Source organism: Sphingomonas sp. BL-S-25, from assembly GCF_055521555.1.
Genome location: NZ_CM145486.1, coordinates 2,329,172 through 2,342,561, shown reverse-complemented (window position 1 = coordinate 2,342,561; position 13,390 = coordinate 2,329,172). Strand labels below are relative to the sequence as shown.

At 67.0% G+C, this 13,390-nt stretch carries 10 protein-coding genes; 5 read left to right on the top strand and 5 right to left on the bottom strand.

What is annotated here, in order from left to right; genetic code table 11:
- Window positions 1–50 precede the first annotated feature (50 nt).
- Complete coding sequence (locus ACZ1H8_RS11295; RefSeq protein WP_465177293.1) at window positions 51–1,043, top strand: quinone-dependent dihydroorotate dehydrogenase; 993 nt, start codon at window positions 51–53, stop codon at window positions 1,041–1,043.
- A gap of 6 nt (window positions 1,044–1,049) precedes the next feature.
- On the opposite strand, the gene ggt is transcribed toward ACZ1H8_RS11295, so the two are convergent.
- Window positions 1,050–2,795 carry a gamma-glutamyltransferase gene (gene ggt, locus ACZ1H8_RS11290; RefSeq protein ID WP_465177292.1) on the bottom strand — a complete coding sequence of 582 codons (1,746 nt, stop codon included), beginning with the start codon at window positions 2,793–2,795 and terminating at the stop codon, window positions 1,050–1,052.
- A gap of 179 nt (window positions 2,796–2,974) precedes the next feature.
- Here ggt and ACZ1H8_RS11285 point away from each other — a divergent pair, with 179 nt between their 5' ends.
- The gene (locus ACZ1H8_RS11285) at window positions 2,975–4,762 is read left to right on the top strand and encodes an AMP-dependent synthetase/ligase (RefSeq protein WP_465177291.1); all 1,788 of its coding nucleotides are present in this window, start codon (window positions 2,975–2,977) and stop codon (window positions 4,760–4,762) included.
- Window positions 4,763–4,800: 38 nt separating this feature from the next.
- Here the strand turns inward: ACZ1H8_RS11285 and ACZ1H8_RS11280 are convergent, their stop codons facing one another.
- Window positions 4,801–5,853, bottom strand: coding sequence for a glycoside hydrolase family 43 protein (locus ACZ1H8_RS11280; RefSeq protein WP_465177290.1), 1,053 nt, complete (start codon window positions 5,851–5,853; stop codon window positions 4,801–4,803).
- Between the two features lie 29 nt (window positions 5,854–5,882).
- The gene (locus ACZ1H8_RS11275) at window positions 5,883–8,786 is read right to left on the bottom strand and encodes a M16 family metallopeptidase (RefSeq protein ID WP_465177289.1); all 2,904 of its coding nucleotides are present in this window, start codon (window positions 8,784–8,786) and stop codon (window positions 5,883–5,885) included.
- Between the two features lie 227 nt (window positions 8,787–9,013).
- On the opposite strand from ACZ1H8_RS11275, the gene ACZ1H8_RS11270 reads away from it, so the two are divergent.
- From ACZ1H8_RS11270 to ACZ1H8_RS11260, 3 genes are all read left to right on the top strand, one after another.
- Window positions 9,014–9,613 (top strand): aspartyl/asparaginyl beta-hydroxylase domain-containing protein, encoded by a 600-nt coding sequence (locus ACZ1H8_RS11270; protein WP_465177288.1) that lies wholly within the window; start codon window positions 9,014–9,016, stop codon window positions 9,611–9,613.
- A 72-nt stretch (window positions 9,614–9,685) separates the two neighbouring features.
- Window positions 9,686–10,261 (top strand): NifU family protein, encoded by a 576-nt coding sequence (locus tag ACZ1H8_RS11265; protein WP_465177287.1) that lies wholly within the window; start codon window positions 9,686–9,688, stop codon window positions 10,259–10,261.
- Between the two features lie 26 nt (window positions 10,262–10,287).
- Complete coding sequence (locus tag ACZ1H8_RS11260) at window positions 10,288–10,881, top strand: malonic semialdehyde reductase (RefSeq protein WP_465177286.1); 594 nt, start codon at window positions 10,288–10,290, stop codon at window positions 10,879–10,881.
- 133 nt (window positions 10,882–11,014) lie between these two features.
- Here ACZ1H8_RS11260 and ACZ1H8_RS11255 read toward each other — a convergent pair whose 3' ends face one another.
- The gene (locus ACZ1H8_RS11255) at window positions 11,015–12,406 is read right to left on the bottom strand and encodes a PQQ-dependent sugar dehydrogenase (protein ID WP_465177285.1); all 1,392 of its coding nucleotides are present in this window, start codon (window positions 12,404–12,406) and stop codon (window positions 11,015–11,017) included.
- A 65-nt stretch (window positions 12,407–12,471) separates the two neighbouring features.
- Complete coding sequence (locus tag ACZ1H8_RS11250; protein WP_465177284.1) at window positions 12,472–13,383, bottom strand: hemolysin family protein; 912 nt, start codon at window positions 13,381–13,383, stop codon at window positions 12,472–12,474.
- Between the last annotated feature and the right edge of the window lie 7 nt (window positions 13,384–13,390).

The window sequence follows — 13,390 nt, the reverse complement described above, 5'->3', positions numbered from 1 at the left end:
GAAAGCGGGCTTTGACCTGGGCCGGCACGGATGCGAAAGGATCGGCCGCAATGGCCATCAACCCACACAAGATCCTGTTCGCGCTCGACCCCGAACGGGCGCATCGCGCCAGCATCGCCGCGCTTCGCGTTGCTGGTGCCCTGAATGTGAATTTAAAGTCCGAAACGGAGGAATCGCCGCAAGTGCGCTTTGCGGGGCTGAATTTTCCGAATCGAGTCGGACTCGCTGCCGGGATGGACAAGGATGCCGAAGCGATTTCCGGCCTGTTCGGTCTTGGCTTCGGCTTTGTCGAAGTCGGATCGCTGACCCCCAGGCCGCAGCCGGGCAATCCGAAGCCGCGCCTGTTCCGCCTGAGTGCCGACGAGGCGGTGATTAACCGGATGGGCTTCAACAATGGCGGGATCGACGCCGCGCTGGCGCGGATCGCAAAGCTCGGCCCGCGCCGCGGGGTGCTGGGCATCAATGTCGGCGCCAACAAGGATTCGGACGATCGCGTCGCCGATTATGCGCTGGGCGTCGGCAAGGCGGCACCGCTTGCTGACTATATCACGATCAACGTCAGCTCGCCCAATACGCCGGGACTGCGCGACCTGCAGTCGCGTCCCGCCCTCGACGAACTGCTGGCGGCGAGCGACGCGGCGCGCGTCCTGCCCAACGGCACGCGCCGGCCGCTGTTCCTGAAGGTTGCGCCCGACCTCGACCGGCGGGGCCTGGCAGGCGCGATCGCCGCGGCGATCGACAACCACATCGACGCGTTGATCGTGAGCAACACCACCATCTCCCGCCCCCCGCTCCGCTCGCCCCAGGCCGGCGAAGCCGGCGGCCTGTCGGGCGCGCCGCTGCGCGAGCTGGCGCGGGCGAAGCTGATCGAAGCACGCGACATCGCCGGGGATGCGCTCCCGCTGATCTCCGCCGGCGGGATCGACAGCGGCGATGAGGCAAAGCGCCGGATCGATGCCGGCGCCGGTCTTGTACAAGTGTATAGCGCGCTGGTGTTCAAAGGTCCTGGACTGGTCCGCGAGCTCGCCCGCGCGCTGGGCTGAGCGCGGTCAGCGCGCCGGCGCAGGCTCGGCGACCGCCCGCCCCTCGCGCCGCGGATCATAGCCGCCGTCGAACCGGCCATCGCGGATCATCACGCCCTGCAGCCCCGAATCCTCGCCCTGCCCCGGCACGACACGGATTCCCCGATCGAGCAGCGCCTGAAGCAACTCGGGCGAGAATCTGGTCACTTCGCCGTTGAAGGTCGCACCGCGCGCGATCAGGTTCGGCAGCGCGATGGCGTCCTGCATCGGCAGCTTCCAGTCGACCGCGCCGACCATCGTCTTGCCGACATAGGCCAGGATCGCATTGCCGCCGGCCGATCCGGCCGCGCCGACAAACCTGCCCTGATCGTCGACGAAGATCAGCGGCGTCATCGACGAACGAGGACGCTTGCCGGGCGCCGGGGCATTGGCGACCAGCCTCCCTTGCGCGTCGCGCGGCTGGAGCGAGAAGTCGGTCATCTGGTTGTTGAGAAAGAAGCCGTCGACCATCCGGCCCGATCCGAAGATCGATTCGACGGTCGTCGTCATCGACACGACATTGCCCTGCGCATCACCGACGATGAAGTGCGACGTTCCCATCGGCTCCATCGTGCGGTCGGCGGCAAGCTGCGGCGCGTCTGCGGGCGTGCCAGCCACCGGCGGCGCGCCGGCGCGGTCCCCGATCAGCTTCGCGCGCGACGCGACATAAGCAGGATCGAGCAGCCCCTTGACCGGAACCTGGGTGAAGGCGGGATCGCCGACATAGAGGTCGCGGTCGGCATACATCAGGCGGCTGGCCTCGGCGAACAGGAACCAGGCCTGGACATCCTGCGGCCCGCGATCGGCGATGTCGGTCCGTTCGAGGATCGCGAGCAGCTGAAGCAGGCCGACGCCGCTGGCGGGCGGCGGCGGCGTGCAGACGAGATAGACGCGGTAGCGGCCGCACAGCGGCTCGCGCTTGACCGGGCGATAGGCAGCGAGATCGGCGAGGGTCATCGATCCGCCATCGGGTCCGGCCTGGGTTCGCGCGACGATCCGCTGGGCCGTAGGCCCCTTGTAGAGCGCGTCGGGCCCCTGGGCCGCCAGTCGGCCGAGAAACTCGGCATAGGCCGGGTTTACCAGCCGGTCGCCGGTGGCCTTCCGGCTGCCATCCGCGTTGGTGAAATAGGCGCGGACATCGGGAGCGGCATTCTGGGGGAAGCGGCCACCGATCATCCGCGCGAGCCGGGGCGTAACGGTGAATCCGTCGCGGGCCGTCCGCTCGGCATCGCCGAACAGGTCGCGCCATGCGAGCGCCCCATGTTCGCGCTGGACCAACGCCAGCATGCCTACCGCGCCAGGGACGCCGGTCGCGCGGCCGCTGAGGACGGCCGTGCCGAACGGCATCGGCTTGCCGTCGGCGGCCAGGAACATCCCTTCGCTCGCGCCGGCAGGCGCCACTTCGCGGCCGTCGTAGATGGTGATCTTTCGCGACTTGCCGTCATACCAGGTCAGGAAGGCTCCGCCGCCGACACCCGAGCTTTGCGGCTCGACCAGCGAAAGCATCGCCTGGACCGCCACCGCGGCGTCGGCCGCGCTCCCGCCGCGGCGCAGGACGGCCATGCCGGCTTCGGTTGCCAGCGGGTTGGCGGCCGCAACGAAAATCTGCGGCTGCGCGACCTCGGCACGGACTGGCGCTGCCGCCGGCTGCGAGGGCCCCGCGGTCTGCACCGTCGCACAGGCACCGAGCGACAGGGCAATTGCAGCCGCGACGAGCCGGGAGAAGAATGTCATGCTAAGTGCTTCCTCGCGCTTGGAACTTGCGTGGCTGGCCGGTTCCTCTGCGGATAGCCACCCCGGTCGCCCGCGTCCACGCCTGCTGGCGCTTGTCTCCCATGCCCTCTAAGAATGGCTTCAGAACAGGCAACGCGATGCTGTGCTCATGCGTTGCCGGGGGGAGAGAAGGGGAAGGGATGAGCCGAAAGCTCGAGCATTTCGACAATCTGGTCCAGATGTTCTTCGTGCGCGCGAAGGAGAAGGGCGACGCCCCTTTCCTGTGGCACAAGAGCGGCGGGGCCTGGCATCCCACCAGCTGGGCGGAGGCGGCGCGGCAGGTGGCCGCTCTGGCGACCGGCCTGATTAAGATGGGGCTGAAGCCCGGCGACCGGGTGATGCTGGTGTCGGAGAACCGTCCCGAATTCTGCATCAGCGACCTGGCGATCATGGCCGCGGGCTGCGTCACCGTCCCCACCTATACGACCAATACCGAGCGCGATCACCAGCACATCATCGAGAATTCGGGCGCGTGCGCGATCATCGTGTCGACCACGAAGCTCGCCAAGCTGCTGCTGCCCGCCGCGCTGCGTGCGTCGAGCACGCGGATGGTGATCGGGATCGACGATGTCCGTGTCGGCCAGTCGGGCACGATCGACTTCCACGATTTCCGGTCGCTGATCGCGGAGAACCCGACCGACGTCGACAGCTTCGCCGCGGGCATCACCTTCCGCCGCGAGGACTTGGCCTGCATCATCTACACCAGCGGCACCGGCGGCGCGCCGCGCGGGGTGATGCAGCATCACGGCGCGATCCTGCACAATGTCTCGGGCTGCTGCACCGTGATCAGCGAGGATTTCGGCTGGGACGACGAAGTGTTCCTGTCGTTCCTGCCGCTCAGCCACGCCTATGAGCATAGCGGCGGCCAGTTCTTCCCGATCGCGCTGGGCGGGCAGATCTATTATTCGGAAGGGCTCGAAAAGCTCGCCTCGAATATCGAGGAAGTGCGCCCCACGATCATGGTCGTGGTCCCGCGCCTGTTCGAGGTGCTGCGCACCCGGATCACCAAGCAGGTCGAGAAACAGGGCCGTTTCTCGAGCTATCTGCTCGACCGGGCGGTCGCGATCGGCGGCAAGAAGGCCGCGGGTAGCCTGCCGATTGCCGACATGCCGATGAACCTGTTCCTCAAGGCGACGCTGAAGCCCAAGCTGGCGAAGAAGTTCGGCGGGCGGATCAAGGCGATGGTATCGGGCGGCGCGCCGCTCAACCCCGAGGTCGGCATCTTCTTCCAGAGCCTGGGGCTCACCTTCCTCCAGGGCTATGGCCAGACCGAAGCCGCGCCGGTCATCTCGTGCAACCGTCCCAAGGTCGGGCTGAAGATGGATACGGTCGGCCCGCCGCTGGAAGGCGTCGAGGTGAAGATCGCGCCCGATGGCGAGATCCTGGTGCGCGGCGAACTGGTCATGCACGGCTATTGGCGCAACGAGGAAGAAACGGCGCGCGTCCTGAAGGACGGATGGCTCCACACCGGCGATATCGGCCTGATCGACGACAAGGGCCGGATCAAGATCACCGACCGCAAGAAGGACATCATCGTCAACGACAAGGGCGACAATGTTGCCCCGCAGAAGATCGAGGGCATGCTGACGCTGCAGCCCGAGATCGTCCAGGCGATGATCTATGGCGACAAGAAGCCGTACATGACCGCGGTGCTGGTGCCCGATCCCGAATGGACCCAGGAATGGTGCGCGCGCACCGGCAACCAGTGCGACTTCCGCAAGCTTGCGCACGACGGCGATTATCGCGCGGCGCTCGGCGCAGCGGTCGAACGGGTGAACAAGGACCTGTCGGTGATCGAGCGGATCCGCAAGTTCATCCTGGCCGATGCGCCGTTCACGATCGAGAACGAGCAGCTCACGCCCAGCCTGAAGATCCGCCGGCATGTGCTGAAGCAGGCTTATGGCGAGCGGTTGAACGCGCTGTACTGAACCGCTACGCGCCCGTCCCGGCAAGGGCGGGCGCCAGCCTAGCTCAGCGGGTGCGCGCCGACGCCTGTTTCGGTCAGCCTGACCGGGCGGATCCGGCCATCGTCCTCGAAATAGAGCCGCTCCAGCGCCAGCACCCGCTGGTCGCCCTGGTCGGTGTCGAGCGGGCGGCGGTGATAGGCGATGATCCAGTCGTCGGTGCCGGGCAATTGCAGCAGCGAATGATGGCCCGCGCCACGCGCGACAGTGAAGTCCTGCTCAAGGATCGTGCCGATCCGCTCGAACGGACCGGTCGGCGACGCGGCGATCGCATAGGCGACGCGGTAGTCGGGCCCGGTCCACTCCCCTTCCGACCACATCAGGTAATAGCGGCCACCGCGCTTCACCATGAACGATCCCTCGACATAGCCCGCCGGGGTGATTTCCTTGAACAACGTCCCGTCGGGATGCCGCACGACGCTGCGCAGGTCGGCAGCCAGCCGCACGACGTTGCAATGCCCCCAACCGCCATAGAAGAGATAATGCTGCCCATCATCGTCGCGGAAGCAGAAGGGGTCGATCGGTTGGGCGCCATTGCGGATCTCGCCGATCAGCGGGGCGCCGAGCGCATCGACGAAGGGCCCCTCCGGCCGGTCCGCCACGGCCAGGCCAAGCCCGCCGAGCTGCGTGTCGGTCTTGATGTCATTGGCGCTGAAGAAGAGATAATAGCGGCCATTGAGTTCGATCGCCGAGGGCGCCCATAGCGCATAGCCGGCCCAGTCGACCCGAGACAGGTCGAGGATGCGCTCATGTCGCGTCCACCTGACCAGATCGGGCGACGAGAATGCGTCCATTCGCGTCTGGCGAAGAAAGGCGGGGCGGATGCCGTCGGCCGCGCGCATCGCCTGCTGCGCCGAGTTCAATCCGCTCGGCTCGGCCGCTGCGAGATCATCGGACAGCGTGGGATAGATCCAGTAGCGGCCGGCGAAGATGTGGATCTCCGGATCGGCATACCAGCCGGGCATCAGCGGATTTCGCGCCGATGCGGGAAGGGGAAGCAGCGCCGATCCGGCGATCGCGGCGCTGCCGAGCAGCACCGAGCGTCGGTCGATCATCACCTCCCCCTCCCCCTCGGCCTGCGCGCTCACTTGCGGCGCGCGGGAGCCTTCTTGGCCTTTTCCGGCAGCACGACCATTGACCAGTCCTTGGACGGGACCAGATATTTCACCGCAAGCGCCTGGATGTCGGCCGGGCTGATCTGCCGATAATCGATCCCGATCGTCTTCACCGCTTCGATCCGCGCGGGATCGCCGGCGCCGCCATTGGTCAGCATCATCCAGAACATGTTGCCGCTCGAACGGCGCAGCAGCGTCTGCCACAGCGGGTTCACCGCGCGATCGAGCTCGTCCTGGGTCACGGGCTTGGCGGCCAGGTCGGCTGCGATCTCACGCGACAGCTTGAAGAAGAAGTCGGTCTTGTCCGGCGGGATCATGCCGAGCGCCATGATCTTGCCGCCGTCGGGCATCCCCACCGGCCAGTCGCTGGCGACCATCGGCGAGTAGCTGACGCCTGCCTGGCTGCGCAGCTGATCGATCAGCCGATCGCGGAAGATCGCGGCGAGCACCTCGATCCGGCGTCCCTCGGAAATGCCGGCACTGCCGCCGCCGGTCGGCCAGGCGATGACCGCCGCAGCCTGGTCGGGCTGGCCGGTGTGGGTGCGCACCACCGGCTTGTCGACATGTGCCGGGAACTTGGCGCCACCCGACACCGCCGGGCTGGCCGAACGCGGCTTGAGCGCGCCGAAGGTCGCGGCAACGGCCTGGATCGTTTCCTCGGTCTTCAGGTCGCCGAAGATCGAGACTTCGATCGGGCCGGTTGCCAGCAACGGCTCCCAAAGCTGGCGGAAATTCTGCGGCGTCAGCGCGGCGATCTGCTCGCGCGACGGCGTCCCCCAGCGCGGGTCGCCCGAATGGAGGAGACCGTCGAGATCGCGGCTCAGTACCGCGTCGGGCGAGGAGGACAGGCCGGCATAGGTCGACAGCGTGCCCGTCTTGACCCGGTTGACCGGGTTCGGATCCCAGGCAGGCGCCGCCAGCTTCACCGCGAACAGCTTCAGCTGGTCGGACAGGTCGGTCATGTTCGTCTGCGCGTTGAGGACGAAGGCATCGTCATCGGTGTTGAACGAGAAACCGATCTGACGATTGCCGGTCAGCGCATCGAGCTCCTCCTGGCCATAGCTGCCGAGGCCGCTGGCGACGAGCGCGCCGCCCCCGGCCCAGGCCGGAGTCGGCCGGTTCGACGGCAGCGCCCGCAGGCCGCGGCCGAAGCGGACATTGACATAGACCTTGCCGGTCTCGGACGAATTCTCGCGCACCAGCAGCGTGACCCCATTGGAGAAGGTCACGCGCTCGATCTTCGGCTCGTCGAGCACGATCTGACGCGCTGTGACCGTGCCGGGCGCACCCAGCTTGGGCAGCGCGTCGAACTTGACGTGCGCCAGATCGGCACGCGGCTTGCCGGTACCGGTGACCTTGGCGCTCAGCACTGCATTCAGCTTCACTGCCGCCTGGGCGTCGGGCTTGTGCAGATTGACGATCGCTCGGGTCGCAGTCCCCTGGAACACGCGCTTCGACGCTTCCTGCACGGTCGCGGGCGTGAACATCTTCTGGTCCACCGCGCCCTTGAAGATGTCGTAGCTCGCCTGGGGCGTGGTCACCGTCTCGTTGATGTCGACCGCCTGGATCAGATCGTCAGCCAGCGACACGCCCGATTCGACGGGGGCGGTGCTGATCCGGTTCTTCATCGAGGATTCGATCTCGGCCAGTTCGCGGTCGATCTCGGCCTGGGTCGGCGCAGTCTCGATCGCATCGGCGATGATCTCGCGCACATCCTTCAGCGCGGCTTCCCAATTCTCGCCGACCGGCATCACCTGCACGCTTGTCACGTTGGCCGAACGCGCAATGTCATCCAGCCCGGCGCCGGCGGCCAGGAAGGTCGCCCCGGCGCGCGCGCGCGATTCGAGACGACGGTTCATGATGCGGATCGCGACCAGGTCGATCATCCGCTTCTGGTTGAAGATCACCGTGTCGGAGAACACCGTCCAGGGACGCGATACCGACAGCATCGCCATCTGCGGGATGGTCGGCTCTACGATGGTCGCGGTGGTCGGGCCGCTGGTGCTGGGCTTGCCGAAGTCCGGCGTCGCCGGGGCGGGGCCAGCGCCCTTCCAGTCGGAGAAATGCTTGACCACCATCTGCTCGAGCAAAGCGGGGTCGAGATCGCCGATCACGATCACCACCGCACGTTCGGGGCGGTACCAGCGGTCGTGGAACGCCTTCACCGTCTGCGCCGTCGCCGCATTGAGCGTCTCGGTCGTGCCGATCGGCTTGCGCTTGGCCAGCGGCTGGCCGGCGAACATCAGGTCGAACATCGCGTCCTGGAAACGCGTCTGCGCCCCCGGCTGCTCGCGCGCTTCGGCGAGCACGACGGGACGCTCCGCATTCAGCGTTTCGGGGGTGATGTTCGGGCCGGACATCATGCCGGCCAGGATCTTCATACTCTCGTCGAGCCCCGCCGGCGTCGCGCTCGGCAGATCCAGCTTGTAGACGGTCTGGGTGAAGGTCGTGCTGGCATTGCTGTCCGACCCGAAGGTCACGCCCAGCCGCTGCCAGATCCGCTTCGAATCGCCATCAGGAACGTGCACCGATCCGCGAAAGGAGAGATGCTCGAGCAAATGGGCGAAACCGCGCTCGCTGTCGGTCTCCATCAACGAGCCAGCATCGATCCGCACCCGCACGGCGACCTGGCCCGGCGGCACGCCGTTCTTGCGCACCGCATAGCGCACGCCGTTCGGCAGGCGGCCGAAATTCCAGGCATCGTCATGGACAAGATCGCTGTTCTTGTAGAGCCAGGGATCGTCCGCCGTCTGGATCGGGCGCTGGCCGCTGGCGGTCGGCGCGGGCGTCTGCTGGGCGATTGCGGGAACCGCGAAAGCAAAGACCGACAGGGCGAGGAGGGCGGAGCGCGCGCTGCGCAGGTACGGGAACATGCGCCCTTGTGTAAGCGCCGAATCCCCGCCCCGCAACTGCGCGAAAAAGGGCCGCATTCCCGGACAGTTGCGCCATGTTTTGGACCCATCACGGGGCTAGTTTTCACCTCAACGAGAGCGGATTCCGGGATGTCGCAGGGAGAGCGGCGCCGCGGAATCCGGTGGAGAATCACAGGAACAGGGGCACAGCGCGCGTGGGCGTCGGCAGCTTTCAGGACCGTGGGACAATGTGGCGCGATCGGGGCGGTGCGATCGCGCTGGCCCCGGACTCGTCCGCATTCCCCTTCCGTCACATGGTGGACCGGCTGCTCGCGGCATCGTCGCTGATTCCCAACGATCCGGTGCTCGACATGCGCGACTTCGCCTGGACTGCGATGTTGCGCGCCAATTGGCGGATGATCCGCGACGAGGCCGCCGCGAAATTGTCAGGGACCGGCAAGTCGCAACGTGTCGCCCTGTTCGAACATGGCGCGGCGGAGGGACTGGAAGACTGCCCGCAGACGGCTCGGGCGCTATCACAGATCCCGGGGCTGGTGAGCGCGCGCTATTCGACGCTCGCCTCGGGCATCCATGTTCCACGCCGCCGCGGCGCCACCAAGGGGCTGGTGACCTGTCACCTGGCGCTCCAGGTGCCGCGTGACGGCGATGTCCGCATGGCCCTGGCCGACCGCGTGCTGCGCTGGTCCGAAGGCGAGACTTTGGTGTTCGACGACAGCTATGAACATGAATTGTGGAACGAGGCGAGCGCCGGCCGCACCGTCCTGCACCTGCAATTCCGCCGGCCGCTGAAGCAGCCGGTGCGCTGGCTGGCCGAACGGCTCATCTGAAACCGGCCGGGGCAACGTAGGGTTTCCCCGACGTGCCTTGATCCGGACACGCGCAAGCGCCACATGGCGCCCATGCTGATCGAGACCGAACCGACGCCGAACCCGGCGACGTTGAAATTCCTGCCGGGCCGCACCGTCATGGAAGCGGGCACGCGGGATTTTGCGACTCCGGAAGAGGCCGAAGCCTCGCCGCTGGCCGAGGCGCTGTTCAACCTGGGCGACGTGACCGGCGTCTTCTTCGGGCGCGACTTCATCTCCGTCACCGCGGCGCCGGGCGTCGAATGGCCGGGGCTGAAGCCCGATGTGCTGGCGATCCTGCTCGATCATTTCTCGGCGAACATGCCGCTGTTCCGCGCCCCCTCTGCCGGCTTTGCGGTACCGCCTGCCGAGGATGACGGGCTGGACGACGATCCCGAGGATGCCGACATCGTCGCGCAGATTCGCGAGCTGATCGACACCCGCGTCCGCCCGGCGGTTGCGCACGATGGCGGCGACATCGTCTATCGCGGCTTCAAGCAGGGCAAGGTCTTCCTGCAGATGCAGGGCGCCTGTTCGGGCTGCCCATCATCGACCGCCACGCTGAAGAACGGGATCGAGCAGCTGTTGAAGCACTACGTCCCCGAAGTCACCGAAGTCCGCGCCGTCTGAGCGCGCAGCACAGCAGGACCGAAACCATGGGCAAGCCTCTCGACGCCGACGGCCTCGACACCATTTTCCGCACCGCACGTACCGCCAACGGCTATAATGGCGACCCGGTCAGCGAAGCCGATATCCGCGCGATCTACGAACTGGTTAAGATGGGGCCGACCTCCGCCAACCAGCAGGCGGCGCGGTTCGTCTGGCTGCTGTCGCAAGAAGAAAAGGATGCGCTCGCCAGCTATTCGAGCGGGACCAATTCGGCCAAGATCAGCGCCGCGCCGGCCGCGGTCGTGATCGGCATGGACCTGGCGTTCAACGAGCAGCTGCCCTGGCTCTTCCCGCACGCGCCGGACGCCAAGAACTGGTTCCCGACCGAAGAGGTCCGCTACACCCACGCCATGCGCAATTCGTCGCTGCAGGGTGCCTATTTCATCATCGCCGCCCGCGCGCTCGGTTTCGATGTCGGCCCCATGTCCGGCTTCGACCATGACAAGGTGGACGCGCATTTCTTCGCCGACCAGCCGACGGTGAAGACCAATTTCATAGCGACCTTCGGCCATGCCGATCCGTCGACGATCCATGATCGCCTGCCGCGGCCCGAATTCGATCAGTTCAACCGCGTGCGGTAACCGGCTCGTTCCGCCCCCCGGCGGACGCGCAACGGCCCGCTTGCCCGGCCTACCTCCCTACGGACAGCATCCAGGGGGCGGGTCAGGCAAGCGGGCCGTTGTGATTCTCTCGACTTCCCGGACGCGTGCGGGTTCAGCGCGCGGCGCTGACCCGCCACACGCGATTGCCGACATCGTCGGATACCAGCAGCGCGCCGGTCGCGTCGGTAATGACCGCCACCGGCCGCCCCTGCGCCTTGTTGTCAGGGGTGAGGAATCCGCTCAGCACGTCGATCGGCTTGGAATTGGGCAGCGGGAATCCCTTCGGCCCGAAGGGCACGAACACGACCTTGTAGCCCGCCAGCGGATCGCGGTTCCACGACCCGTGCAGGCCGATAAAGGCGCCGTTGGTAAACGGGCCGCCCAGCCGCGCATCCTCGGCAAAGGCGAGACCCAGCGGCGCGGTGTGTGGGCCGACCGAATAGTCGGGACGCTTGGTATATTCGCGCAGGTCCGGCCGGCCCGGGCTCACCCGCTTGTCGACATAGCCGCCCCAGTAATTCCACGGCCAGCCGAAGAAGCTGCCGACATCGACGCGCGACAGATAGTCGGGCGGCATGTCCGACCCCAGCATGTCGCGCTCGTTGACCACCGCCCACAGCGCGCCGCTATTCGGTTCGATCGCCATGCCATTGGCGTTGCGGATGCCCCAGGCGAAGATCTGCCCCGCCTTGCGATCGGGGAACACCTGATAGATCGTCGCACGGCTCGGCCGCGTGGCGGCGATCATCCGCTCGCGCGCGTTCGACGCGACATAGGCAGGTCCTTCGACGTCCAGGCCGTTTTCCGCGATGTTCGAGGCAGAACCGATGCTGACGAACAGGCTCTTGCCGTCCGGCGCAGCGATGACGTTGCGCGCCCAGTGATTGCCGCCGCCGGGCAGGTCGACGATCTTCTCGGCCTTGGCGGTGATCTTCGTATCGCCGGTCTTGTAGGGGAAGCGCACCAGCGCGTCGGTGTTCGCGACATAGAGCCAGTCACCGACCAGCACCATGCCGTGCGGTGAGTTCAGCCCGGACAGCAGCACCGACTTGGCGTCGGCGATGCCGTCGCCATTGGTGTCGCGCAGCAGGGTGATGCGATTGGCCGACGGGGTCGCCGCCCCCGCCTTCTTCATCAGCGATCCCATCACCATGCCGGTGATCCCGCTGACGTCGCGCGGGGGCGAGTTGCTTTCGGCGACCAGGATGTCGCCATTGGGCAGGCGGTACAGCCAGCGGGGATGATCGAAGCCGCTGGCATAGACCTCGACCTTCAGCCCCTGGGCGGCGACCGGTTTGGCGCCATTGGCCCAGCCCACCGCCTCGGCCACCTCCATCGTCGGAATCGTCTGCGGGCGCGCCGCGCTCAGCTTGGGCCGGACGCCACTGACATCCTGAACGCTGAGCCGCGCCACATCGGGACGGGTCACCCAATAGACGATGGCGAAGATCAGCGCGGCGAGCGCGATCAGGATGAGGATGATGTGACGGGCATAACGGCGCATGGCCGAGGAATAGGCCGCCCCCCGCGCATGTTCCACACAAAAGCGCAGCCCGGCGGCCCCCGCGACTACTCCTCGGGAACCGCCAGCTCTACCGGCGGGTGGAGCCTCAGCCGGGTCACCCGCCGCCCATCGGCATCGACGACTTCGAGCGTCCAGCCGCTGTCATGCGTCAGGCATTCGCCGGGCTCGGGCACATGGCCTGCCAGCACGAAGGCGAGGCCGCCCAGCGTGTCGATATCCTCGTCCACCTCGGCAAGGCGCGGATCGACCGTCTGCGCGACATCCTCCAGTTCGACCCGGGCATCGGCGTCCCAGCCGCCGCCGTCGAGCGGCACCAGCATCTGCACCGGCGCCTCGTCATGCTCGTCCTCGATCTCGCCGACGATCTCCTCGATCAGGTCCTCGATCGTGATCAGCCCCTCGGTGCCCGAATATTCGTCGAGCACGATCGCCAGATGGGTGCGGCTGCCGCGCATCTGCGCCAGCAGGTCGAGCGCCCCCATCGACTGGGGCACATAGAGCGGCTGGCGGATCAGTGCGGAGATCGACTCCGGCGGCGGCGCGCCGGTCGCCAGGATGTTGAACACGTCCTTGATGTGGACCATGCCGATGACGGTATCCAGCCGGCCGCGATAGACCGGCAGTCGGCTGTGGCCGGCTTCGGCGAACAGCGCGACCAGATCGGCGAACGAGGTATCCTCGGCAACGGCGATGATGTCGGCGCGCGGCACGCCGACATCGCCCGCGTCGCGCTCGCCGAAATGGAGCAGGTTGCGCAGCATCTGCCGCTCGATCGGGGCAAGGTCGCCGGCGGGCGCCCTGTTCGTGCCGCCTTCATGCTCGTCGATTGCGTCTTCCAGCTTGTCGCGCAGCGTCTCTTCCTGCGCTTCGCCGAACAACAAGGTGCGAAGGCCCCGCCATATGCCTCCGCCTTCGGAAACATCGTCGTTGCCGGTGCTACTTTGGCCCTCGGGCATGATGTGG

Excerpts from the sequence above, each read along its gene's own strand:
- ACZ1H8_RS11255 (WP_465177285.1), bottom strand. The coding sequence starts at position 12,406 with ATGCGCCGTTATGCCCGTCACATCATCCTCATCCTGATCGCGCTCGCC.
- ACZ1H8_RS11250 (WP_465177284.1), bottom strand. The coding sequence starts at position 13,383 with ATGCCCGAGGGCCAAAGTAGCACCGGCAACGACGATGTTTCCGAAGGC.
- ACZ1H8_RS11285 (WP_465177291.1), top strand. The coding sequence starts at position 2,975 with ATGAGCCGAAAGCTCGAGCATTTCGACAATCTGGTCCAGATGTTCTTC.
- ACZ1H8_RS11295 (WP_465177293.1), top strand. The coding sequence starts at position 51 with ATGGCCATCAACCCACACAAGATCCTGTTCGCGCTCGACCCCGAACGG.
- ACZ1H8_RS11260 (WP_465177286.1), top strand. The coding sequence starts at position 10,288 with ATGGGCAAGCCTCTCGACGCCGACGGCCTCGACACCATTTTCCGCACC.
- ACZ1H8_RS11275 (WP_465177289.1), bottom strand. The coding sequence starts at position 8,786 with ATGTTCCCGTACCTGCGCAGCGCGCGCTCCGCCCTCCTCGCCCTGTCG.
- ggt (WP_465177292.1), bottom strand. The coding sequence starts at position 2,795 with ATGACATTCTTCTCCCGGCTCGTCGCGGCTGCAATTGCCCTGTCGCTC.
- ACZ1H8_RS11270 (WP_465177288.1), top strand. The coding sequence starts at position 9,014 with ATGTGGCGCGATCGGGGCGGTGCGATCGCGCTGGCCCCGGACTCGTCC.
- ACZ1H8_RS11265 (WP_465177287.1), top strand. The coding sequence starts at position 9,686 with ATGCTGATCGAGACCGAACCGACGCCGAACCCGGCGACGTTGAAATTC.
- ACZ1H8_RS11280 (WP_465177290.1), bottom strand. The coding sequence starts at position 5,853 with ATGATCGACCGACGCTCGGTGCTGCTCGGCAGCGCCGCGATCGCCGGA.